This is a genomic window from Roseovarius conchicola (assembly GCF_041403425.1).
Taxonomy (GTDB): Bacteria; Pseudomonadota; Alphaproteobacteria; order Rhodobacterales; family Rhodobacteraceae; genus Roseovarius; species Roseovarius conchicola.
Genome location: NZ_JBGEHK010000004.1, coordinates 422,810 through 447,563, shown reverse-complemented (window position 1 = coordinate 447,563; position 24,754 = coordinate 422,810). Strand labels below are relative to the sequence as shown.

The following is a 24,754-nucleotide window of genomic DNA, read 5'->3' as shown; positions in this document are numbered from 1 at the left end:
GGTTTTGCTTCTTATTGTTGCCTCACCTTTGTCGGCTGGCGATTGCCGCCCTGACGGAATGTCCGACAAGGAAGCAGAGCGTATCATTACTATAGCGACCGAGCAGGGCCAGAGCTTTCGTGCCGCAATTGACAAGATACGTGCGGATGGTCTCACCTATAGTAGCGATAGCACCTACGATGATTTGATGGCCGATCCGGAGCGGGCACTCGCGCTTGCAAACGAACGACATCAGGGAAGAGAGTCGTCTTTATACAACTATTCTCCTGAACGGATTCAGGAGATGGGTGCGAGTGTTGACGGATTTGTAGAAGACCACATCGTATACTGGGTTCGGAAGGAAAACGTCAACTTTTTTGCAGATGAACTATCCAGCCATTTGAAAGACCTCGCGATACAGCTTGGCGGGAAACCGACAGAATCCAACTACCGCTATCAAACTGATGCTCGAACTTTTATCTTCGCGCTTGGGAAATTCGCGGAAAGCGCTGAACTCAAGTACATTAAAGGCTCAATAGCCGGTGGAACCAAGCTCAGGTTCATAAGGTATCGGTTTTCAGAAAAATGGACGCTTAAATCATCACTCGAGGGGCGTAAGCCAAACTATCTAGTAAGCGTATTTCTTACCATACCATCGTCCGGCGAAGAAGTGACTTTTGATGAAATTTCATTTGGCGGAGTCAATTGGCTGAAGAGTTCTTGGCCTACCTTAGAAAAAAAAGGCGACGGCTGCCTCGCATCTTTTTGAAAATGGAAAGACCTTAACATGGCACCAAGAATATATTTAGAAGCAAAAGAGGTTTTCACTGAGATTTTGGGTGTCAGCGTAGGTACCAATCATGGGCACCTGTATCTTGTTCTTCGGGATGATTCAAACCCAACTGACACTCCTGAAGTTATTCGTGGCGGAGTTCCAATAGAGGGCGGAACCAAACTAGATATTGAGATCGGTTCCCTTGCCACATCACAAGACGCATATGATAGAGGCACGCCACAAAACGAACGCTTCTCTATCGATATTACAGATTTGATACCGGGAGGAGTGGGAGCGTGGAATTCGCTTAGCAGCTTTGCTGTGGGACTCGATGGCGCATACCAATACGACATCGCGGGTGCGCCAGGGACAAATGTAGATGGCGGCCCTATTGCAAACTCGAACTCTACTATTTTAACCGTACTCAACACTGTTGGAGTAGATGTCCGCGAGTTAGTTGAGAGAAGTGACTTTGGACACTTCGGCAGCCAATATGCCGGTGTGAACTACTTCGGAAATTCTTACGGTACATTGTTAGGCAGCGGGTCTGAAGAATGGATAATTGCCAATTCCGCTTTGGGTGACCAAGGGCTCGTGCTTTTGGGCCGCGAAGACTTCAATGATGGGATGATTGGCACAAATTCTGATGATTTTTACTACGGTCAGGGCGGAGATGATTTCGCGTACGCTGGGCTGGGTAGTGATTACCTTGATGGCGGAGAAAACGCAGACAATAGCGCAGATTCAGATACGTTATCATATCAAGGTATTGACACTGGAGTAACAATTAACCTGTTGACTGCTGCCACAAATGACGCAGCAGCAGTATTTCAAGCGACTGAAATTGGGGCAACCGAATGGACGGATACATTCACCAACTTCGAAAACTTAATTCTATCCACGAAGCACTATGATGAGGTGCTGTTCGACCCCGAGATGTTTAATCTCAACGTCATCGACGCAGGAGGCAGTTTAGAAAAAGGTGACCTTCTAGATGGATTGGGGCTTGACGGTGGGATTACGGTTAACCTTCAGGGCGTGAACGATGACCCTGGTGCTATCACACTTGGCAGCGACACTCTGAGCATTTCAAACTTCGATAACGTGATTGGAACAGATCACGTCGACAACATCACCGGGAGCGACACCGGAAACACTATCGACGGCGGAGCTGGCAACGATGTTATCGATGGCGGCTTGGGCCATGACAGTCTATTTGGCGGCTTAGGCAGTGATGAAATCGAGGGGGGCGATGGAGCCGACCTTCTCTTCGATAATGCGGTTAATCTGCCGGAAGACGGACAACCTGCAGACTTTGAACTGATCGCCTATGACGGCACGGGGAATGACACGCTCAACGGCGGAGCCGGGGCTGATGTTCTGGTGCATTCCGGCGGGGTGGATGTTTTTAACGGCGGTGCAGGGAACGACCTCTATCTGACCTCGGAACAGACCCAGCTGTCAGATGTTGCCACGGACGATCTGACCATCGTTCTCTCGGGCGATTTTGGCCATGACTTGATTGCCGGTGGACCAGACGGCGTTGACACGGTTGTGTTTGAAGGGATCAACAGTTCGGACATTACTGTCAACTATCAGTATGGCGACCCGACTTTAGTAAACACTCATTACTTCAATTATGACCCGTTGATTGGTTGGTGGTTTGATTCAAGCTCTATGGAAATCGGAGTTTTCCAAACCGTTGGTACGCTTGAGATCATCGTCAATGCGACCGGAGCGAGTATTACAGTTGAAAATGTTACCGGCTCGTACACAGAAGTGTTGAGCGGCACCGGGAGCATCCAGCCTACTGCGTTTGTACACAACCCATTCGATCTGATGTTCGACGATGGCTTGCTCGATCTCAACAGCGTTCTGGTTTCTGGCGGAAGCATAACCAACAGCCCGGTGAGCGATACGGCTTTCGATGCGCTTGGCGCATTGGATGAGGAACGCTCGGTCCCCGAAGACACGATTGATGGTGAGGGCACGGACAACGAACTATACGGCACCACCGCGGCGAATGAGATGAACGGGTATGAGGGCAACGACACGTTGTTCGGCGGCAGCGGTTCAGACGTACTTTCCGGTGGCGAAGGCGCCGACTATATGAACGGCGGTACGGGCATCGATACCGCAAGCTATGCGGGGGCAACGTCGGGCGTTGGGCTCCGTCTTTTTGACACCGGCTTCCGATCCGGCGAAGCGGTTGGGGACGAGTTGGTTTCAATCGAAAATCTGGTCGGATCAGCCTTTGATGACCTCCTGATTGGCGATGAGTTTGCCAATGTTATTCATGGTGGTGCCGGGTCAGACACACTGGGCGGCGGCAGGTATGGTGAAGGCGATACGCTTTATGGAGAGGCGGGTGATGATCGCTTGACCGGCCTTACCGGAAACGATCTTCTTGATGGTGGCGAAGGGAATGACACGCTCCAGGCCGGTAGTGGCGATGATACGCTGCTGGGCGGCGCGGGCGACGATCTGCTGATCAGTGATGGTAACGTCGTGAACATCACCGAAATTCTCAGCCCCGGCAGTGATCTGCTTGATGGCGGTGTGGGAACTGATACGGCCGAGTTTTACCATGATGGCGGTCTGGTTGTTGATCTCGCCGCCGGGCGGGCCGATTTCGGCGGCACGGATGATTTCACGACGTTGGTGAATATCGAAAATGTGACAACCGGTTGGGGCGACGACCTCATCCGGGGCGATGATGGTGCCAACGTTCTTGATGGCAGCAAAGGTGATGATACGATCCTTGGCGGCGGTGGCGACGATACGCTCATTGGCAACGATGGCAATGACGTCATCTTTGGTGGTGCGGGAATTGACACTGCCCAACTGAACGTGGTGAGCACTGCCGTGACATATGAATATGTCGATGGCGGGGTGAGAGTTGTGATCGACGACACCCATCCGGACTTTACCCATGGCATGGAGACCGGCACGGTCATCATCTATGACGATGTCGAGAACATCGCGTTTACCGATCAGACCGTCTCTTACGGAACGATCGCAGGCCCGTTGCAAACTGAGTTTGAGGTTATTGATGACAACCTGAGGGCAGATGAGGGTCAAACCGTTACGATTGACCTGTTGGCGAATGATCTTGAGTTCGGTGGTGATCCAATCGGTCTTACGCACATCAATGGGGTTGCGGTGTCACCGGGAGACACCATCAGGTTGGCGAGTGGTGCGCTGATCACAGTTCTGACAAACGGCCAGATCGAATTCGACCAGGAAGGGGCCTACGCGGCGCTGAATGAGGGTGAAACCGCTGTTCAGGTTCTGACATACACCGCAACGGATTCTTCCGGTGTGGAAAAAACGGCAACAGCTACGATTGTTTTCGATGGCGTGGCCAGCGGCACAGATCAGGTACATATCGAAAACAATCTGGTTCTGGTCGAGAGCGACCCAGACAACGCAGCCGCCACCCGTGTGGCAAACTTCGATATCGCCAGATCTGTTGTTGTCATCGATGGGGTCTATGTCGATCCAAACGATCCGCCAACTGGCGTCACGTTCGACGAAATCGATGGCGATACCTACATCCTGTTTGGTTCCGATGATGCGGTGATCTTATCAGATGTGTCCCTTGCTGCATGGCAACATGTGTCTGCGCAGCAAACCAGCGGTTCCACGGGAAATGACTTAATCAATGGCACGACTGGGGATGATGTCCTCACCGGCGGAGACGGCCATGACACGATCAACGCAGGAAGCGGAGACGATGTCGTTATCGGTGGAGACGGCAATGACGACCTCGTGCTCTCCGAAGGTGATGATCTCGCAATTGGCGGCAATGGTGACGATGACATTGACGGCTTTGAAGGCGATGATCTGATCTATGGCAATGCTGGTGATGACTCCCTAAGCGGGGGTCTTGGTGACGATACATTGATCGGAGGAAGCGGAGACGATGAGTTCTGGGGGAATGATGGGAATGATGAGTATTTCGGGGGGGCTGGCAACGACACCTTTTATGGCAGTGCTGGCCAAAACATGTACGATGGCGGAGAAGGGACGGATTTTCTCAATCTTTATTGGTACTTTAGCTATGAAGGTTACCCCGGAGCAGTCATCAACCTACAGGCCGGTATTCTAAGCTGGCATGATCTGTTTCCGCCAGAACAACTGATCAGCATCGAGAATGTTTGGGGCACGGAGGGTGACGATCTCATTATCGGCGATGATGGTGCGAACAACTTGGGTGGCGGCATAGGAAGCGACACCATCTTCGGCCACGGCGGCAATGATACGCTCTACACCGCTGGCGACAATGTGCTGATGGATGGCGGCGAAGGCGATGATAGAATCACTAGCCAAGGCCCCGGTGAATACGAACTGATTGGCGGGACGGGAAATGATACACTCCGTGGCGGCGCAGGAAATGATCACTACGTGTACGCACTGGGTGATGGCCACGATCTGATTACGGAAACTACAGGCGGCGGCACTGACCGGCTCATGCTCACCGATGTACCGTCTGGGCGTATCACGCTGGCGAAAGATGTTTCCGGCGACGACTTAGTCATCTCGTTTCCGGATGGCGGAACCATTACAGTCCAAGACTTCTTTGCGGCCCCCGGCACCACCTTGGAGATGATCGAGTTTTCAGATGGCGACGTCATGACCGAGACCGAAATTCGTCAGTTTGTCGCCGCTGAATTTGTTAATACAAACTGGAGCAATACGTCGACGGTCTTGCAAACGGGTGTTGAAAACACATCGCAGTTCGGCAACAGCTGGAATGGTCTCACAGATGCCGATGGAAAAGTTGATATCGGGTTCACCAGTGATGGTTCCCCGATGGAACTGAAACTGACTGGTTACGATATCGACTTCACCGATGAGATCGCGATCTATATCAACGATGAGTTCCATTCCTATCTCGACCTGGGGCCGAACAACGGCCTCACAGATTACGTTATCTATATTGGCTCAGATGCTCTGCTCTTTGGCCAAAATATAGTTACTTTCGAGAACACAAATCCTTCCTGGACGTGGGGCCTCACAGATTTCACAATCGACAATTTCGTCGACATACATTGGAATGATGTTTCCGAGGTGCTCCAGACAGGTGTGGCTTCCTCGGGGCAATACGGCAACAACTGGAATGGCCTCACCGATGCGGATGGCAAGCTTGAGGTTGGATTTGTCGCCGACGGCTCCGCGATGGAACTAAGCCTGACGGGTTTCGATATCGATTTCGCTGATGAAATCTCAATCTATTTGAATGGCGAGTTCCATTCCCATTTATCCGTAGGTCAGGATGAGGCATTGACGCCTCATTCCATCGTCTTTGAAGCCGACGAGCTTTTGCACGGCAACAACATCGTCACATTCGAGAACAAGGACTCCTCCTGGAAATGGGGAATCGAAAACTTGTTGGTTCAGGACTATGTCGAACCCAATGCGGCACCAGTGGCAGACCCGCTGAGTATCGCCGCCAATGAGGTGGACGGTTCGATTTCCATAGATCTGTCCGGCATTGTAACGGATGCAGATGTTGATGATACCCTGACGATCACCTCCCTCACGACGGACTTCTTTGGCGGTACAACAGATGTACCGTTCTCCGAAGGGGTCGTTACGGGAGAAGGCGGCGAGTTGTTCATCGACCCCGTGTTTTTCGGACTGGAGGATGGCGAGGTCGAAACCATCACCCTCACTTATACGGTCGAAGATGAGCATGGCGCGAGCGATAGTGAGACGATCACCCTGACGCTTACGGGTCACACGCCTACTGTTGGCAATACCCCACCAGAAGCGTTGAATGTTCTTGGCGTGCCCGGTTATCCCGCTGGCACCGACGACCAGGGCAATGCCATACCGGCTGATGTCATCGTTGATGACCCGGCAACGACGTCTTTGACCATCGACCTTACAGCGCTGATATCAGACCCAGACGGCGATCCTCTGACCATCGTGCCGGGCGATTTACGTATTGGCTTTGACGAGACCACGGGCACGCCGATCACCGTGCCCTATACGTTCAATAGCACCAATGGAACTGTGACCATTTCGTTTGCGGATCTCGGGCTCGCAGACGGTGAAAGCGTCGTTGGAACGTTAACCTATTCGGTGACGGACGGGACTGACACAACCACAGGTCAGGTGACCCTCAATTTCGTTGATCCTGCTGTTGATCCTGGGCCGCAGCAAATTGCTCTTGATTTCGAGTCGTTCGCCGACCCTGCTGGCTATCAGATTGACCTCTCAGATGACAGCTATGCAGGCCTGTCATTCTCTGGAAGTGCCATCGTGATCGAAACAGATGAGGTGACCGCCGGGCATGGTCGCGACGGAGTGATCAACTACAGCGCCGGTCAAACAACGACAGGTGGTTCGAACCTGTTGGTGGGTAACACCACCACGATTGACGTGCCGGTTCTTGACCAGGTCACGGGCGAACCGGTGATTGATCCCAGCACGCGCCTACCCGTGACAACGACTGAGATTGATGAGATCTTTGGTGTTTTCGGTGCCGGTGCGACCTTTGATTTCAATGACCAAGGACTCTACCTGACCGATGCGCCATCCGGAACGCCGCCAACCTTACCGACCGAGCTTCCGGACGGGGTTGGAGCAAGTTTCGATCTCGACGGCATCTCGCTGAGCGTATTGGCAGACGGTGTAACGACGATCACAGTAACGACCTACATCATCGACGTTGTTGAGGGCGGCCTGGCCGAAGGATCTTCGGGCGATAGCGAGTATTTCCTGCACTATGCAGAAGCCGATGAGTTTGTGTTCAATGTCGACTCCAGTAACCCTCCGCTTGAGATTGATTTCAACGATCCGGCGTTTGAAGACGCGTTGGGGAACGATAATTCAGCTGCCCTGGATGACATCTATGCCATCAGCATCGAAACAGACAATGGCGCTGCGATATTGATCGACGACGTGCTCGTGACGTTCTGATTGCTCTGCTGGGCTTTAAGTTAGTCGACTGAATGATATCGTGCCTGCTAGACCGCTGGACGTGCCAAAGGTCACTATGGTCAGAATGCAATCCGGCATTTCGATCATTGGCAGCGCATATCGTCGCTATAGCGAAGCATCATCATTTGGGATAACCCAGCGTGATCGCCTCATGCATTTTTATGCTATCGGGCAAACAGGTGCTGGGAAATCGACATTGCTCCTCAATCTCGCGCGACAAGACGCTGAGCAGGGGCGTGGCTTTTGCCTGATCGACCCACATGGTGATCTGGCAGAAACGCTGCATCAAAGCCTTTCGGTGCCGCATGTGTATTGGGACGTGGCTGACCCTACATGCCCACTTGGATACAACCCTCTCAAGCGGGTGTCAGAGCGCTACCGCCCCTTGATCGCCTCTGGTCTGATTGAGACGCTGAAGAAGCAGTGGCCGGATGCCTGGGGGGCGCGTATGGAGCATCTACTGCGCTACGGCGTTCTGGCGCTCTTGGAGCAACCAGAGAGCGATCTGCGCGACCTGATGAAGCTGTTCATCTACAAAGGCTTTCGACGTCAGGTGACGGAAAACCTGACCGATCCCCAGGTGCGCTTCTTCTGGAACCATGAATACCCGGCGATGAATTACCAGACCAGCTCTGACGGCGTGTCTCCGGTGGCGAACAAGATTGGAGCGTTTCTGGCGCACCCATCCGTGCGAACAGCGCTTTGCGAGCCAGAGCAACCGCTGCGCTTTAGGTCTGTGATGGATGAGGGGCAGGTTCTAATCGTGAACCTCGCCAAAGGGCGTTTGGGGGCGGATATCTCAAACATCTTGGGGGGCTTGATCACATCCAGCATCATGCAGGCGGCCTTCACGCGCCATAGCCTGTCTGAGTCCGCCCGCAGGCCGTTCTTTCTCTATGTCGATGAGTTCCACAACCTGACCACCAAATCCTTTGCCGGGCTGCTTTCCGAGGCCCGCAAATACGGCCTCGGCCTCATTCTGGCGCACCAACACCTGTCGCAGACGGATACGGAGGTGCGAGAGGCCGTTCTCGGCAACATCGGCACCATGGTCCTGTTTCGCCTGGGGGCGAGCGACGCGCCGCTTTTTGAACGGCTGCTGGCGCCGTTTTCGGCGCGGGATCTGCAGAACCTACCGAACTATCAGGTAGCGGTTTGGCTGATGCACCAGGGGAAGCGGCTGAAGCCATTCTCCGCCACCATGCATCCACCGCATCACTGAGGGTCATATGGTGCCTGCTAGGCAATTCAGACCACAGAGTTACGATGGTGGAATGACTGAAGACGAACGCATCCAACGACATCTCGAAATCTGCCAACGGGTCTTTGAGCGCCTGGTGGCGGAAGGGAAATGGCCGTGGCCGGATTCGCCAAAATCTGAGGATGTGATAGAGTCCGAGAACCCTGAAACCGACCTATGAAACCGTGCTTTGGATACATTCGAGTATCCACCCAGAAGCAAGGCGAGGGTGTATCACTCGAAGCACAAAAAGACGCCATCACGGTCTTTGCGAGTCGGAACGACCTCGCTGTCACTCAGTGGTTTGAAGAGAAGGAAACTGCCGCCAAGAGTGGCCGCCCGGTCTTTAACAGCATGCTCAAGCAGTTGAAGCAAGGGAAAGCCAAGGGCGTCATCATTCACAAAATTGACCGCTCCGCCCGCAACCTGCGGGATTGGGCGATGTTCAGCGAGCTGCCTGATGCTGGGGTGAGTGTCTACGTCGCTACTGAAAGCCTCGACTTCAATTCACGCGGTGGTCGCCTCACCGCAGACATCCAGGCCGTCATCGCCGCTGACTACATTCGCAACCTGCGCGAAGAATGCATCAAAGGAATGAACGGGCGGCTGAAGCAGGGGCTGTTTCCTTGGGGAGCGCCGCCGGGATATCTTAATCAGGGCGGCGGCAAGCCCAAGATACCTTGCCCTAAGACTGCGCCTCTCATCAAGCTGGCGTTTGAGCTCTATGCCACCCGTCAGTATTCATACGATGCCTTGCTTGATGAGCTACACCGACGCGGCCTGCGGAATACGCGTGGCGGCAAGCTTACGCTTTGTGGCTTGGGCAATATCCTACAAAATCCCTTCTACATCGGCCTCATGCACATCAAGAGCTCGGGTAAGACGTATGAAGGCGTTCACAAACCAATCGTCCCGGTGGCGACCTGGAAACAAGTGCAAGCCATTCGAAGTGAGAGATCAGGCCCCAAATCAACCAGACACAACCACCTGTTTCAGGGTATCTTTCGCTGTGGCCTGTGTGACAAACCGATGGTCCCGGAAAAGCAAAAAGGCCACGTGTACTATCGTTGCAAGCAGCGTGACTGCGCAACCAAAACCATCCGAGAAGAACTGCTGGATCATGCGATAAGACAGGAACTGAAGCGACTGGAGCTGAGTGCAAAGGCGGCGGCACAAGCCGAGAACGCAGGCATGCCAGAAACGATTTTGCGGCTGGAGGAACAGCGGGTTGCGCTGGATTTGCAAATTAAAGACGACCAGCGCCGTCTGGATCGGTTGGAAGACTTGTTGCTTGATGGGGTTCTCGACCGAGGCGCTTTCGAACGAAAGCAAGGGAAGATCTATGTGCGCTTGGCTGGACTGCGTGAGGAGGTTCTGAAACTACCTGATCCTGATCCTGATGCTTTAACCGAGCACCAAGAACAACTGGCCGAACTGCGAAAAAGCCTTGTTTTGCTTTATGAAAAGGCTAATCGGGCTGAAAAACGCATGATTATCGAAAACGTGTGGCCGAACCGCACTGTGTCCGGCATCAAGCCAGCGTTTGAGCCATATTCTTGGGTCGCGAGGGTGGAAATTGATCCAGCCCTCCTAGGTGGTGCACAAAAGCGACATAGAGACCGAACCACTCACGATATCGCCGAGGACGATTTGCAGCTCATCCAGCCTTTGTTTGAGCTACTTAATGCAGCAAGCAAATCTGATGACTATCGCTCGAACTGATGCACTGCCTGCTAGTCAAATCTCATTTTGAATTGCCGTTGCGTAGAGCTGGATGACTTGTCGACTTGTTTTGATGTGGTAGCATGCCTCAAAAGGCAAATTTGATAAATATGGCTGAAACTTTAGTTCTAACAGATGATATTGAAAAGATTGAGAAAACTCTCGAGAGGGCTCTTCAGTCCGGAAATATTAACTTCCTCATCGGATCTGGCGCTTCGCAGCCAGCAATTTCTGTTGCTGGTGACATAGAAAAGACTCTAAATGAGTGCTTGGATGATGATGACGAAGCGCTATTCACCAAGACCCGAAATGACTTCTTGGTTGAAATACAGTCAGTAACCAATGAATTGTTTGGTGGTGCTCCAAATCCGAGCACAGTCGAAACCATAGGAAATTATCAAGACTTCCTAAGAATTCTGGTACGTATCCTGGACGAGCGGAAGACTGATTTGCTCGCGAAACAGGTATCAATATTCACTACTAACTACGACTTATTCGTTGAGCATGCTTCGGCTGGCATTCCGACTCTCAGGCTGAATGATGGTTTCAACAGAAATCCAACAGTGGGAGGCTCGTTCAGCTTCGAACCGGAGACCTTTTTTGACGCGCTTTATAAAACCGGTAATCTTTTCAATTACAAATTTCCCGTCCCGGTAGTCAATTTGATTAAGCTACACGGCTCATTGTCGTGGAAAGCAGACGCGGATTCAATTGAGTACCAAGTTGAAAGCAAGAGCATTCCCGATGCTGCCGCTGACGATTACGTCGCAAAGATAGAACAATTCTCCTCAGAGTTTTCTCTCATTTTACCGACGAAGAAAAAATTTAACGAAACGCTACTCGATCGAATCTACTACGATTTACTGCGTATCTACGCGAACACGATGGAGATCGAAAACACTGTTTTATTCTCGTTTGGCTTTTCCTTTGAAGATGAACATATTCTCGATATCACCAAGCGTGCACTAAAGAATCCAACCCTATTGCTGATTTTGCTTGCTTACAGTGATAACTCAAAAAATTCTTATCAGGATAAGTTTGCGAAATACGACAACGTATTGATTATCCACCCAGAGGACAATGCCAACATCAAATTTGACCGTTTGAACGAGTTGCTTAAACGTGTCGTGCCAAATTCGCGATATGACTAATCAGCTTAACAGAGATGCAGTACTTCGAATTGGCGAGGTCGTTGAAGTGTCCGGTCGAAAAGTCTTTGTGAGTGTAGACAAAAACAAGAACCTCTCAGACCTGTTCTTCCAGGGGCAGCTTCTGCGGAACGTATCAGTAAATGGATACATAGAAATTAAAAAGGGCTTCCTCAGCTTGATCGGAAAAGTAGAGGGGGAGAAAGTTGACGCCTCCGCAGATCCTTCTTCGGCATCAAGATGGGAAGATTTTGACCGGAACCGAAGAATTCTTTCAGTTGCATTGGTGGGCTACATCGATAAGGGCGGTGCCTTTCAAGGTGGGACCAAAGAGCTACCTCTGATTGGCAATGAGGCTTCAATTATTACTTCTGATAGGGTGCATCAGATCCATAGATTAGTTTCTGCGGACGGTATTTCAGTCTGCTTCGCAAAAACTGACTATGAGGACTACGCTATAGAGTTTCCAGTAGATGGGCTGTTTAACAGTCATATTGCAATTTTTGGAAACACAGGAAGTGGAAAGTCCAATACTCTGGCAGCTATCTTTGGTGAGTTTATTAATGCTTTGTCTAATCGAAATGACGCTGCCTTTCGTGAACGGTGCAAATTTCTACTGATTGACTTCAACGGAGAATACGCGGGTGAGCACTGCATCACTGAAAAAAAGACGGTTTTCAATCTTTCAACCCGACAAGAGCAAGGAGGTGATAAGCTACCGATTTCACAAGAGAGTTTGCTCGACGCCGAGTTGCTGGCCATTTTGGCCGATGCTACAGAAAAGACACAAAAGCCATTCTTGAGTAGAGCAATTTCCCTCTTTCGACATGTCGCGAAGCCTGATCAAAACGAGCAGGCTGAACATTTTCGAAACCTTCTCAGACAACGAATTACCTCGATACTTCAAATGTCTGACAAGGTGAGAGTTGATTTGCTTTTTGATTACCTCCGGGAAGTTCTTCCTCAATTCGACAACCAAGGCAATCAGATTGAGCTAGCAGCTGACCTCGAATGGCACAACGGTGCCCAAGAGTACTTCATCCGGCAAGGGGCAGTTTATCTAAAGCAAAACCCGGATAGAATACCTGAGACGTTCGTTTACCAACACGTGGAACAGTTTGAGTTTAGCGGGAACCTTCTCACAAACCTGATCCACTTCATGTATTTGCAACTGATTTCAGACGTCTTGTCTAATCGCGCTCAAAACGAGCATATTGCTCCAGCGATTAATAAATTGAAGAGCAAGCGTAGAGATATCGAGAAGGTCTTGGATACTACTGGAGAGAGCGAACTCTGGACCGAGAACTTTGTCGTAATCAACCTCAACGATGTAAATCTTGTAATGAAAAAGACCATCCCACTTCTGATCTCAAGAAAAGAGTATCAGGATCAAAAGGATCGGTCTGCGGAGGATTCACTTTCAATTATCATAGACGAAGCTCATAATATTCTTTCAACTTCATCGTCCCGAGAGGCTGAAAGTTGGAAAGATTATCGTCTCGAAACCTTCGAGGAGATCATTAAGGAGGGTCGAAAATTCGGAGTTTTTGTAACCATTGCCAGTCAACGACCCAATGACATATCTCCAACAATAACTTCTCAGGCACATAATTACTTTATCCATAGACTGATCAATCAAAAGGACTTGTCGACAATCTCAAGTGCAGTTTCATATATCGATCAACTATCAGAAGCATCGATCCCTACACTCCCTACAGGTACATGCATTTTCAGCGGAACGGCGGGTCAGATGCCATTAAAGCTAGTCGTGGATAAACTCGATGATGACAAAAAACCTCAAAGTGGCACTCTAGAATTTGGAGTCACGATCCCCGTGATTGAATAGCATTTGAATGCTCAGGAGCCTTGGGCATGAAAAGTTCAAAAAATCCGGAAAGAGTCATATTCGCCAAGCCTTTTTTGGGTCGTTACCATGTGGGCATATGACAAATAAATTCATCGCATACACCCGGGTTTCAACGCAAAAGCAAGGTGCCCACGGTGTATCGCTCACCGAACAACGTCGGGCCATTAGTCACTACGCAAAGAAGCATAATCTGAAGATTTACGACTGGTACGAAGAACAGTATACAGCCGCCAAGTCGGGCCGACCGGTGTTCAAGCAAGTCATGCAAAGCCTGCGATCTTCTAGAGGACGTACTGGGCTTGTTATGCACAAGATTGACCGCGGCGCCCGCAATCTCAGCGACTGGGCCTCAATTGGTGAGGCGATCGATCACGGCATTGATGTTCGCTTCGCGCACGAGAACCTGGATCTTTGGAGCAGGGGAGGTCGGCTGACTGCAGATATCCAGGCTGTCATCGCCGCTGACTACATCCGCAACCTGCGTGAAGAAGTGAAGAAAGGAATGTATGGCCGGTTGCGCCAGGGCCTGTACCCGTTTGGTGCACCACGGGGCTATCTCGACCAAGGTTCGGGAAGAGTGAAATCTCCTGATCCAGCAATCGCTCCGCTCATTATCCAAGCGTTTCGACTGTATGTATCCGGACAGTATGGGCTGAATGCGTTGGCAACGGAGCTTTCAAAACAGGGTCTCGTAACCAAATCGGGTAATGCGCTTCGACCGGATGCACTTTCGAAAATGCTGCGCAACCCATTCTACAAAGGGGAAATGAAAATCAGTGGCAAGCTCTATCAAGGCGCCCATCAGCCACTGGTCACTGCCGAGCTATTTGAATGCGTGCAAGGGATACTGGCATCGAGAAAACCCAAACGGAGACGACGTCACATTTTTCGATATCAAAGACGATTGCGCTGCAACACCTGCGACAAGTGTCTTCTCGGGGAACATCAAAAAACATGGGTATATTACCGCTGTCGCATGTGTCGGGTATGTGTTCGTGAAGATCGTGTTTTGTGGCAAAATCACCGATTTCGTGTGATTTCTAGAGACGAAGTTTCAAAATACGGCCAACTAGAGCCGTGGGAAAAGTTCGATTCCTCTGGGGTTATAGAAAAGCCACAGAAAACGACGCTTAATCAACGGCTCTACTGAGTCATATTTTTTGTGATGCACCCCGAAAAAGAGGTGTTTCTTGAGGTGCCCTCGAGCGGGATAGAGACCGAACTATTATGTCTGAGGATGATAAGTTGACTGACCCACTTTTCAATTTACTGCACAGCAAGCGAGCAAACGATGATTTGCCAGATGCGGGTTAATTTGCTTTAGTATCAAAGGATTGTCATCCTCTGACTACTGTCCAGTGTAAGTGGGCAGTTTCAGTGGAGGATAAAATGATCAAGAATGGATACTTGCGAATGAAAGTTTGGTGTCCAAAGCGGAAGAAAGCTGTTCCGCGATGGTACCAGATTGAAAGCTGGTGGGATTTCTTGCCTGAAGGAATGGAGCCATGAGAACTCAGATTGAAGTGAGTACATCTTGGCTCGTCACACTGAATTCTGCGGGTGTCAGCACAAAACAAATCCTTGCCTGGCTCAATCGGAAGCCGAACTAGGAGGTTAGGCCATGTCATACGCAGTACTCGAGTGGGTTGTCACCATCATGCTAATGGGTGGCGTCTATCTTTATTTTAGAAAGCGCGATAAATAGCGCAAATAGGCCGGACCTGCGGGACCGGTTTTTTCTTATTCAGAGTTCGATTCCTAGAAGGGTGTCGTGAAATACGCTCGAATGAGCAGACTACAGCGTTAAAATATGTTGAAAAGTCCAGCTCAAATACTGTGCCTGCTAGTCAAGCTAAAGTGTTTGTGGTGGTGCCCCAGAGCGACATAGAGGCCGAAGCAGGCAGGGTATTACACAGGACGATATGCAGCTCATCCAGCCTTTGTTTGAGCTACTTAATGCAGCAAGCAAATCTGATGACTATCGCTCGAACTGATGCGCTGCCTGCTAGTCAAAATACGTTTTGTATGGTGCACCCACCAGGTGGCTTTCAGAACTTTATGAGAAAAGAAACACCATCCATGCCCAATCGTTGCTGCTTGAACGATGTGTGCTGAAGTAGATGTGGCAGCCCGCTCCAGTATTATCCTGTTAATGGTTCGACAATTGTCTAGGTGCGGATCAAATCCCCCGAAAATGACCGATCAGCGCTGACGTCAGACAATCGACGTTTACCAAGCTCGTTGTAGAGGTTCTGCATCGATATGGGCCAACCTTTTGGTCTTTCTTAGCTCGCAAAATAAACTTGAACCTCGACAGATACTTAAGCAAGCTGACGCTAATGATCTCTTCAACGGACACGTTCGGAGCATTCGAGATAGTTAAAACATGCAGCCGAACTATGCTATAATCTGGGTGAACCAACGTATGATAGTTGAAAATGAAGCACGAACCTCAATAGAAGACCCTTCTTACCTTCTAAGTAGAGCTGAGGTGAAACGTTGGATCCTCTTAAGAGAGCAGACTGTTAAAGACATCGCTGACGATTTTCCCGTAGCGGCTGAACTTGCTCGCTCGTACTTCGCTGGCGCCCCAAAGCCGACCTTAAGCGAGCTCATTCCGCTATTTCTCAGGGGACGCTCTTCCCGCGGAAAAGACGCCCTGTACGATACGGCGTGGATTCTATTGTATTTGGCGGCTTCACTGATGGACGACCTCCAAGATGGTGAAATCGAGAGTAATCAAGAGAATGTCGCCTCAGTTCAGATTTTAAGTGTAGTAGCCGCGTCTCGCGTAGGGCGCTTATCATACCCAAGAAACACCAAAACCGAATCCGTCATAAGAAAAGCACTTGTTGGGCAACTCCTCAGTTTAGAAAACAATTGTAGTTATAGTCAGATTTTGCAATCGGCTGCTCAGAAGAACGCGCTGTTAGAGTTACCCATTTCAAGAGAACTTGGTGCCGGTGCTGAAAACGCGTCTATTGTAGAAGCCTTGCAAATTGCAGTTCAATGCATGGATGATTTAACGGACGTTTTTGCCGACAGTCGGCGCGGCGCTACTACCACGATTTCGTGTCGAGAATATCAGGGAATGTCTGACAGCGAGATTCTCGCTAAAGTTGTGAAATGTGGCCGACTTGCAGATTTGCTGAGATTAATTCAAAAAAATGCAGATTCATTCAAGAATGAGTTAGCGAGTTTTGAAGGGGACCGTACCCCACTCTACCACTTCCTCAGCGCAATCGTCTATGCAACTGACGACCTGTTAAAGCTAGAAAATGAGGTATCTATGGCTATCGGAGGACCAGAACTTGAACAAAACATTGCGAAACTTAAACAACGCATAGAAGTGTACGCAATTGGCTCGTAAAGTCATTTTCATGAGGCCGATATGGAAACAGACGAACTGATACTCAGTTTAATTTTGTTTCTGGCTTCGAGCCCTGTTATTTGGCTCATTGCCCTAGGACCAGTATTGTTTACGATTTCGTTAAACAAGGTGCGAGTGGCCGCCAATGGTCTCAAAAGGAAAAACCGAATTGCAGAGTTGCCTGAAGTAGTTCAACGCTTGGCAAACATTGAGCAAGGCGACAGTGAGTACTCGATTATGGAGTTCGGCATCCATTTCTATACCTTGGTCGCCTCGATGATTGGTATTAACATCGCCTTATGGAAGCTGCTGCACTACCGAATAGTGTATGCCCCCGCATTGGAGATTGCAGACTGGTATGTTCTGCGAATCTATACAATTGGGATACAGGTTTTCGTGGTGGGGATTGTCACACTATGGCTCCTGTTGTCTGGGACACTTGGCGCCCCATCGGTTGTTGAATCATTCAGTAAACGCAGGCGCGCAGTATTTGGTGATATCACATTGCCACCAATGAACCGCATACTAACAGCACGATTTATCTGCTTGGGGATGGCAATATATGTGGCGATTTTGACCATTTTCGGACTGAATGTTAGAGTTCTTCCATGATCTGGAAAGTTGCCCGTTTTTTTCGACCAGGGCTATTCCCATTCATTCTTGGATTTTTGTTCCTTGGGTTTTCTGTCACTTACTACGCCCTAGACTTTCCGGATCCTATTGAAATCCAGAAGTTTCTTCGCACCGCCTTCGAGCGGTATGGTTTTGCAGCGGTGTTCTTGGCAACTCTTTTGGAGTCGCTTTTTGTGCTCAGTTTCTATTTTCCCGGCTCATTGGTAATTGTTTTGAGTGTTTTGGCCATTGGCGGTTCTTTGGGGAATTTAAGTCAGCTGACAATAGTCGTAGCATGCGGCGCATTTGTTGGTATTTCAGCTGACTATGCTATTGGGAGGTATGGGCTTTACTCTCTTTTCGCACGGATCGGCGGACGCGAGGGTTTGGAAAGGGCGGCAAGCTGGCAAGAGCGATGGGGTGTTTGGTCGTTCCTTCTGTTTGGTTTTCATCCAAACTTTCTTGCGCTTGTAGCGACGCACGCTGGAATCGCTGGGGTCAAGTATTTGCGCGTGGCTTTGTTAACAATCATATCGCTTCTATTTTGGACTCCACTTGCGATATTCTTGATTTCTGTTGTTGTTTCGGAGGTTTCTGCCACGTCAACTAGCCAGCACTGGTATGTGTTTGGAGCGTTCATGGTTTGGGGCTTATTACTGGCAGGTTTAAATTGGCTGCAATCAGAAAGCCCACGTTGACTGGCCTAGTAGAATAATTCGAGAGCCTATGATGAGCCTAGTAATTTCTATCACTCTCTAAGCCTTTGATTTAATGGTGCCCGGGGGCGGAATCGAACCACCGACACGAGGATTTTCAATCCACTGCTCTACCCCTGAGCTACCCGGGCACGGGGAACGCCGGGGCGTTCGGGTGCAGGCGTTCTAGGCGAGGGGGGCGGATGTGTCCAGAGGGTATTGGCAAAAAAGTCTTTAATGCAGCTTGGGGTCCTGATCTAAAAGTTTTTCAATCGCATCAAAGGCTTGTTCAATGTCGTCCGGGTCGCGGGATGGCGTGGCGTAATCGCCGGACAGCCATTTGCCCAGATCGACATCCGCGCAGCGCCTGGAGCAGAAGGGGCGGAACGCTTTCTGAGTCTCTTTCTGACAGATCGGACAGCTCATTTCATCAACTCGCTCAAGGGGATACGGTCTCGCTTGCGGTGCATCTCATAATGGCCCAGAGGGGTCCAGCCCGCCAGCGCGGTGTCAGTGCTGTCGCCGCGAAATGCAGATTTCAGCGCGGTTTCGAACAGCTTGCGGTCCTTCTTGGGCATCGGGGCAAGATCGAGCGTGATTTGCCCGCCCAAACCCCGCAACCGTAATTGTCTGGGCATGTCCTTGGCCGCGGCAGTGTTCACTTTCAATCCTGCGGCCATAGATGTGTCCCCTCCGGTGTTTACGTCGACAGCAACCAAGGCGCGGGTGGGTTCGATATACATTGATCCGCCACCGGGCAGGGCGACATGCGTTGTGGTCAGCTCTTCGATCTGATCCAACACACCAAGCGCCTCGAACCCGCCCGGGTCGGTGACAACATCGGCGGGATCCGACCATTCACGCCATGCCAGCATATGCGGGCCATCGCCCTCGGTCAGCGTTTCCGGGCCATCGCCCGCCGCATCAGCCAGAACAGCCGTGGCCAGATCGTGCATGGCGCGGACATCATCGGCAATGTCATCCGGATCGGCCACGGCACAAGCCGAGCGCAGGATCAGGCCCATTTCACTTTCCGACATCTCGTCATGGGCGATGGCCAGAAGTTGATCGCGCAGATCATCGTCACGGATCGAGCGCGAGATATTCAGGCCGGGTGCCTCGGGTGTGACAATGGCATAACGGCTTTTGAACAGGATGCGCGCGGTCACAGGGAGTGCTTTGCCAGGTTCGGCATAACCGGTGACCTGAACAAGAATAGGCTGGCCGGGCGACAGGCCTTTGATCTGACGCAGGAAGGCGTTGCCGTCCGGCGTGGTCACGAACATCCCGCCCTGACCCTTCATCGGGCGATTGGCAATGGCGCGATAAATGGCACCGGGTCGTGGCTGATCAGCGTTAATCAGCAGATCGTGCAAGCGACCATCGACCAGCAGAGCCGCCGCTTCGGCGCCGTTCAGGTGATCAAGGATGATCTGGCGGCCCTTCATGAGGCGTCCTTATAGAGCGGGTGCCCGGCGGCGATCAGCAGGTTCGCCGTTTCGGCCAAGGGTAACCCGACCACGCCTGTGAACGACCCCTGAAGCCACGGGACAAAGGCCCCCGCAGGCCCTTGAATGCCATAGCCACCTGCCTTGCCTTGCCAGTCATCCGTCGCCAGATAGGCGTTTACTTCTTCATTCGACAGGTTCTTCATTTTTACAGTCGTAACGACATCACGCTGCCAGATCTGATCGCCCCGGCGCACCGCAACAGCGGTGATCACGCGGTGGCGTCGCCCGGACATGGCATGCAAAAACGCGGCTGCTTCGCCTGCATCCTGAGGTTTGCCCAGAATACGTCGGCCAAGGGCGACGGTGGTATCCGCCGCCAGAACAAGATCACCCGCCTCTGCCTTGACCGCCTGCACCTTTTCAAGCGCCATGCGGATGCAATAGGGGCGGGGCAACTCGGCCTTTTGCGGGGTCTCGTCAATATCGGGCGGGCGGATATCATCCGCCACTACCCCAATCTGCGTCAGCAATTCCTGCCGCCGCGGGCTTCCTGATCCGAGGATGAAAGCCATTTAGATCAGGTACTTACTTAAAGCGATAGTTGATCCGACCCTTGGTCAGATCATAGGGGGTCATCTCGACCTGCACCTTGTCGCCAGCCAGAACGCGAATGCGGTTCTTGCGCATTTTGCCTGCCGTGTGTGCGATGATCTCATGGCCGTTTTCAAGCTCGACCCGGAACGTCGCATTGGGCAGGAGTTCTTTCACGACACCGGGGAATTCGAGCAGTTCTTCCTTGGCCATGGTCTCTCCTTTGTTACACACCCCGCCAGTTGCGGGACGCCGCTTAAATGAGCCTATTTGGCGAAGTTTTCAAGGGGATAATCAGCGAAGTGTCTCAGATGTGACTGTGGTGTCGCGCCCGTGCTGTTCGGCCCAATGGGCGCGGTTCAGCACGCGTCCGTCTGCGCGGACATGGGCAATCGCCGCCGGATCGACCGTGGCGTAGGTCCAGCCGGGTTGGCCCAATGTGCCGATACCCAGAACGCCGGTATCGGGAAATCCGGTGTCTGGCGGGCCGAAAACCCCGCCCATGCCGGTGGTGATATCGGCCACATCTGTCCATGGCGCTTCTCCCACCAGCGAGGCCATGACCGACACGCATTGATTTTCAAGCGCGCGGGCCATCGCCCCGATCCTGACCCGCCAATAGCCCGACAGCGCCTCGGTGCAGGACGGCACCAAAAGCAGGTCGGCCTCGGACAAGCCCCTGCCAAGCAAGGGAAATTCACTGTCATAGCAAATCAGGATGCCGATCTTGCCAAGGTCCGTGTCAAACAGTTTCAGAGGTGCGCAGGGGGCCATGTCCATCGGATCACGCTCGTAGCGCGTCATGATCTGTTTGTCCTGAAAACCGCGTCCGCCTGTGGGCGCAAACAGCCGTGCGCGGTTGACGGGTCGGGAGCTAAGAGCGTCGTCATAGACCGGGGCGGACCCGGCGCAGAGATGCACATTGTATTTGGCGGCCAGATCGGCGTGCAGGTCATCTGCGTCCGGCACCCGGGCCGAGACCGCGCGCAGCGAGCGTTCCATGTCTGCCGCCACCTCGGGCCCATCCAGCATGGCCAGTTCCATTGCGCCATATTCGGGGAAGACTAGAAGGTCGGCACCGTTTTCGGCTGCCTCAGATACCCAGCTTTCTATCTTTTCGGCGTAGTCGGCCCAGGACCTTAGCGGGTCAAGCGGGTAGGCGGCGGTTGCGATTTTCATGTCGAAGGGGCCTTTCGGGCATGTACAAAATGGGAAACAGGGGTCCTGAAGTTTGTACAAAATGGGGTAGGTCGCGAAAATGGGCAATGCCGAATGAGAATCGCTTGACTTGACGGCTGTGTCTGTTATTTCTGTCATTACAGAAAATACAGGATTGACCGATGAAGCTTACACCCGCCACACAGAACTTCATTCTCCATTGGGGGGAAATGGGTGCGAAATGGGGGGTGAACCGCAGTGTCGCGCAAATCCATGCCTTGTTGCATGTGATGCCCGATCCGATGACCGCGGATGAGATTTGCGAGACGCTGAACTTGGCCCGCTCGAACGTGTCAAACGGGCTGAAGGAATTGCAAAGCTGGAAGCTGGTCAAGGTCAGCCGCCAGCTGGGTGACCGGCGTGATCACTTCACTTCGGTCCGCGACATGTTCGATCTGGTCAACATTGTTATCGAAGGGCGGCGTGAGCGGGAATATGCGCCCACGTTGGCCGCATTGCACGAGGTCGCGAAAGAGGCCGAGGCCGACAAGACACCCGCCAACATCAAGGCCCGGATTTCCGAAACGCTGGAGACGATGGAGATGTTCGATGGCTGGTACAAGGAGATGTCGCAAATGCCGCGCGGGGTGCAGATGGCCCTGCTGAAAATGGGTGGTCGCATCGCCAAGCTGCTGCCGAAGGGCAAAACTCGCTAAAAATTTTAACTAAGGATTTCTCTCATGACAGAAGAAACTGGAATAGTGAAAATCGGCAATCTCAACATCGCCGCCTTTACCGGAGCTTTGTTGTTGGCGCCACTGGCAGCCGCCTTGCCGATATTTTGGATATATCTGATACCCGTCGTCGCGGTGCCAATGGGATACCTTCCTTACCTGGTTTTTGGCGGTCCGGTCCTGTTTCTCTATCTTCTTGTGTTCCCGGCCAACGCAATACTGACGGGCCTCTTGCTCCTTTGCGTGAACATTATTGCCTTTCACCCCTCACTGGATATCGCCCGCCAAATTGGGATGAACCTGACCACGCAACAAGTCGAGTTAAACCTCAGCATGGGCAGCATATTCGCGCCGCTTTGGGGAGCAGCGTTCGGGGTCTTGTATTGGATTTTTGATCGATAAGGAGGAACTGTGATGGCAGGTTCTGTTGGCAAACTCGGCTTTAGAAACGTTGCAGAACGCAGAAGCTATATGATCGACCCGGTCGGCTTTTTCGTGGCCCTTGTGGCGGCACCGATCATGGTGGCAGGGGCCACGTTCTGGATCTTGTTTATCCCGGTGTTCGCCTTGCTGTTTGGCGGTCCCATCTACCTGGCAGCGGCCACCCCTGTCCTGTTGTGGTGGTTGGCACGCCATCCCCCGAAGGTAAGTGAAATTGCCGCCCTTGGCTTTACTGCCAATCTGGTGATCTGCGCGGGTGTCTACCTGTTCGGCCTTGCAACGGGCGCGCGCGATCCGTCCGGAACGGCCATGTTCTACCTGCTGTTCGGTTCGGTTTTTGCGCCGCTTTGGTCGGCCGTATTTGCAGTGCTTTATCGCCGAATGCGCCGCCCGTTCTTTGCCCAATTCGTATGAGAAAGGAGACCTCATCATGTTACTTGTTCTTGCAACTTACACTCTGACTTCCCTGGCTGGTCTGATTGTGCTGGCCAACATGATCCTCAAGATCGGCACCATGCTGGCGGGTTGCCCCAAACGCGGGCCGGTGATCCGTTCGGCGGCTGTGACTGTCGCCACCGGGTTCAGTGCCATCGGCGCAGGGGGTGTCTTGTTAATCGCCGGTGTCCTGCCGCTTCTCGGAAATGACGCGGCTTTGGCACTGATGGCTGCCTTGGGATTGGCTGCGATCTGTCTGGGGCTCGGGTTCTCTCACGCGATCACCATCCTGCGGGCCGTGGCGCAGGGCGGTGAACCAGCATCGCCACCGCGTGCAGAACCCAGTGTCGGCTAAGGCAACAGGGCCGGACCCACAGAAGGCCCGGCCTTTCCTTGAACAGAGAGGACAGACCATGTGCCCCCAAGAGCCCACCCCGAAAGGCGTCAAATGGCATGACCTGACCGGCATGACCCCGGCGCGGACACTCCACGAGTTGTTGTTGCCCCTGCCATGGCTGTCGCTGTCGCTGGTGCTCTATGCCAGCCCGCTTTGGATGGCCGGGCCGTTGGCCAGCTTCATGTTTTTCCTTTGCGCGCTGCGGCTGAACCACGAGGCGATCCATGGCAATCTGGGCCTGTCCCGGCGCGGCGACAACCGGGTCATGCATGTGTTAAGCGCATTGATGTGCGGGTCAAACCATGCGGATGCGTATTGTCATCTCAAGCACCACAAACACGCCATGGGTCCCGAGGATCACGAGGGCAAGTGCAGCCATATGAGTGCCGGTCAGGTGCTGCTCTATGGCCCGCGGTTTCCGGTCGATCTGAACCTTGCTGCGTGGCGCAGCGGGTCACCCAAGTGGCGGCGTCTGGTGCTGATCGACTGGATCGGGGTTGTGGCCGTGGTGGCGATGATCCTGCTCAGCGGGCAGTGGTTCCTGATGCTGCATCTGGCGGCCATGGCCACGGCGCAATGCCTGACCGCCTTCTTCGCTGTGTGGATCACCCATCAGGGCACGGCTCATACCGGCGTGGCCGGGCGCAGTCAGAGGGGACCGCTGGCACGGGTGGCCTACCTGATGTTTTATCACCGGGAACACCACCTGTTCCCGAAGGTGCCGGTGCATCGTTTGCCGGTACTGGCCGCAAGACTAGACAGGGATGTCCCCGGATATGCCAGGACAAGACAACCCGTGATGCCGACGCTGGACTGGGGTTAGGGCCTCCCTAGAGGTCGTGATGGAGGTAGAACACATGCCCATTGAGATCGCGCACGGCAAACTGGCGCAATCCCCACTCGGTATTCGCGATCGGCTCGAATATATGGGCACCGCGTTGCTGAAGGTCTTCATAGGCGGCGTCGATGTCGTGGGTGAAAACCCAGAAGGTACAGGGGTGAATTTCGCCTTCGGTCTCACGAAAAAAGATCGCGCAGGGACCATGTGATACTGCGCCGATACGGCCTTCATCGCTGTACCATTCGATCTTGAACCCCAACCGGTCGCGGTAATGCACCTGCGCCTTGGCCACGTCACGAACGGGCAGTTCCGGGGTTGGTTGCGCAATTTTCATCGGGTCCTCGCAG

At 52.4% G+C, this 24,754-nt stretch carries 21 protein-coding genes and 1 tRNA gene; 15 read left to right on the top strand and 7 right to left on the bottom strand.

Going from position 1 to position 24,754, the window contains the following annotated elements:
- The 10 genes from V6N02_RS14315 to V6N02_RS14270 form a co-directional block, all read left to right on the top strand.
- The coding region (locus V6N02_RS14315; RefSeq protein ID WP_371226360.1) for a hypothetical protein at positions 1–748 on the top strand (748 nt) is incomplete at its 5' end.
- Positions 749–766: 18 nt separating this feature from the next.
- The gene (locus V6N02_RS14310; RefSeq protein WP_371226358.1) at positions 767–7,684 is read left to right on the top strand and encodes a beta strand repeat-containing protein; all 6,918 of its coding nucleotides are present in this window, start codon (positions 767–769) and stop codon (positions 7,682–7,684) included.
- Positions 7,685–7,769: 85 nt separating this feature from the next.
- Complete coding sequence (locus V6N02_RS14305; RefSeq protein ID WP_371226356.1) at positions 7,770–8,927, top strand: type IV secretory system conjugative DNA transfer family protein; 1,158 nt, start codon at positions 7,770–7,772, stop codon at positions 8,925–8,927.
- Between the two features lie 195 nt (positions 8,928–9,122).
- Positions 9,123–10,667 (top strand): recombinase family protein, encoded by a 1,545-nt coding sequence (locus V6N02_RS14300; RefSeq protein ID WP_371226354.1) that lies wholly within the window; start codon positions 9,123–9,125, stop codon positions 10,665–10,667.
- A gap of 110 nt (positions 10,668–10,777) precedes the next feature.
- Positions 10,778–11,818, top strand: a complete 1,041-nt coding sequence (locus V6N02_RS14295) for an SIR2 family protein (protein WP_371226352.1) — start codon at positions 10,778–10,780, stop codon at positions 11,816–11,818.
- Entirely contained in the window at positions 11,811–13,661 is a 1,851-nt protein-coding gene (locus V6N02_RS14290; RefSeq protein WP_371226350.1) for an ATP-binding protein, read from the top strand. Before V6N02_RS14295 ends, V6N02_RS14290 begins: the two co-directional genes overlap by 8 nt.
- Before the next feature lie 7 nt (positions 13,662–13,668).
- Positions 13,669–14,832 (top strand): recombinase family protein, encoded by a 1,164-nt coding sequence (locus V6N02_RS14285; protein ID WP_371226348.1) that lies wholly within the window; start codon positions 13,669–13,671, stop codon positions 14,830–14,832.
- Positions 14,833–16,173: 1,341 nt separating this feature from the next.
- Positions 16,174–17,052 carry a hypothetical protein gene (locus V6N02_RS14280; protein ID WP_371226346.1) on the top strand — a complete coding sequence of 293 codons (879 nt, stop codon included), beginning with the start codon at positions 16,174–16,176 and terminating at the stop codon, positions 17,050–17,052.
- A 21-nt stretch (positions 17,053–17,073) separates the two neighbouring features.
- A complete protein-coding gene (locus V6N02_RS14275) occupies positions 17,074–17,664 on the top strand; it encodes a hypothetical protein (RefSeq protein ID WP_371226344.1) in 591 nt (196 codons plus the stop codon).
- Complete coding sequence (locus tag V6N02_RS14270) at positions 17,661–18,362, top strand: DedA family protein (RefSeq protein WP_371226342.1); 702 nt, start codon at positions 17,661–17,663, stop codon at positions 18,360–18,362. Before V6N02_RS14275 ends, V6N02_RS14270 begins: the two co-directional genes overlap by 4 nt.
- A 74-nt stretch (positions 18,363–18,436) precedes the next feature.
- Here the strand turns inward: V6N02_RS14270 and V6N02_RS14265 are convergent.
- The 6 genes from V6N02_RS14265 to V6N02_RS14240 all read right to left on the bottom strand — a co-directional run bounded on the left by V6N02_RS14265 (position 18,437) and on the right by V6N02_RS14240 (position 21,580).
- Positions 18,437–18,511 (bottom strand) — tRNA-Phe (locus tag V6N02_RS14265).
- Between the two features lie 82 nt (positions 18,512–18,593).
- The gene (locus tag V6N02_RS14260; protein ID WP_371226340.1) at positions 18,594–18,785 is read right to left on the bottom strand and encodes a DNA gyrase inhibitor YacG; all 192 of its coding nucleotides are present in this window, start codon (positions 18,783–18,785) and stop codon (positions 18,594–18,596) included.
- Positions 18,782–19,807: a ribonuclease E/G gene (locus V6N02_RS14255; protein ID WP_371226338.1), complete on the bottom strand. Its 1,026-nt coding sequence runs from the start codon at positions 19,805–19,807 to the stop codon at positions 18,782–18,784. The genes V6N02_RS14260 and V6N02_RS14255 overlap by 4 nt, the downstream gene beginning before the upstream one ends.
- Entirely contained in the window at positions 19,804–20,382 is a 579-nt protein-coding gene (locus V6N02_RS14250; RefSeq protein WP_371226336.1) for a Maf family protein, read from the bottom strand. Before V6N02_RS14250 ends, V6N02_RS14255 begins: the two co-directional genes overlap by 4 nt.
- Positions 20,383–20,395: 13 nt before the next feature.
- Positions 20,396–20,614: a translation initiation factor IF-1 gene (gene infA, locus V6N02_RS14245; protein ID WP_007205486.1), complete on the bottom strand. Its 219-nt coding sequence runs from the start codon at positions 20,612–20,614 to the stop codon at positions 20,396–20,398.
- A gap of 81 nt (positions 20,615–20,695) precedes the next feature.
- Complete coding sequence (locus V6N02_RS14240; RefSeq protein ID WP_371226333.1) at positions 20,696–21,580, bottom strand: carbon-nitrogen hydrolase family protein; 885 nt, start codon at positions 21,578–21,580, stop codon at positions 20,696–20,698.
- A 161-nt stretch (positions 21,581–21,741) separates the two neighbouring features.
- Here V6N02_RS14240 and V6N02_RS14235 point away from each other — a divergent pair, with 161 nt between their 5' ends.
- The 5 genes from V6N02_RS14235 to V6N02_RS14215 are packed head-to-tail and all read left to right on the top strand — an operon-like array spanning position 21,742 to position 24,389.
- A complete protein-coding gene (locus tag V6N02_RS14235) occupies positions 21,742–22,275 on the top strand; it encodes a GbsR/MarR family transcriptional regulator (RefSeq protein ID WP_371226331.1) in 534 nt (177 codons plus the stop codon).
- A gap of 24 nt (positions 22,276–22,299) precedes the next feature.
- Positions 22,300–22,695 (top strand): hypothetical protein, encoded by a 396-nt coding sequence (locus V6N02_RS14230; RefSeq protein ID WP_371226329.1) that lies wholly within the window; start codon positions 22,300–22,302, stop codon positions 22,693–22,695.
- A gap of 12 nt (positions 22,696–22,707) precedes the next feature.
- Entirely contained in the window at positions 22,708–23,148 is a 441-nt protein-coding gene (locus V6N02_RS14225; protein ID WP_371226327.1) for a hypothetical protein, read from the top strand.
- A 16-nt stretch (positions 23,149–23,164) separates the two neighbouring features.
- Positions 23,165–23,524 (top strand): hypothetical protein, encoded by a 360-nt coding sequence (locus V6N02_RS14220; RefSeq protein ID WP_371226325.1) that lies wholly within the window; start codon positions 23,165–23,167, stop codon positions 23,522–23,524.
- A gap of 58 nt (positions 23,525–23,582) precedes the next feature.
- Complete coding sequence (locus V6N02_RS14215; RefSeq protein WP_371226323.1) at positions 23,583–24,389, top strand: fatty acid desaturase; 807 nt, start codon at positions 23,583–23,585, stop codon at positions 24,387–24,389.
- 7 nt (positions 24,390–24,396) lie between these two features.
- Here the strand turns inward: V6N02_RS14215 and V6N02_RS14210 are convergent, their stop codons facing one another.
- Positions 24,397–24,741 (bottom strand): VOC family protein, encoded by a 345-nt coding sequence (locus V6N02_RS14210; RefSeq protein ID WP_371226321.1) that lies wholly within the window; start codon positions 24,739–24,741, stop codon positions 24,397–24,399.
- Positions 24,742–24,754 lie beyond the last annotated feature (13 nt).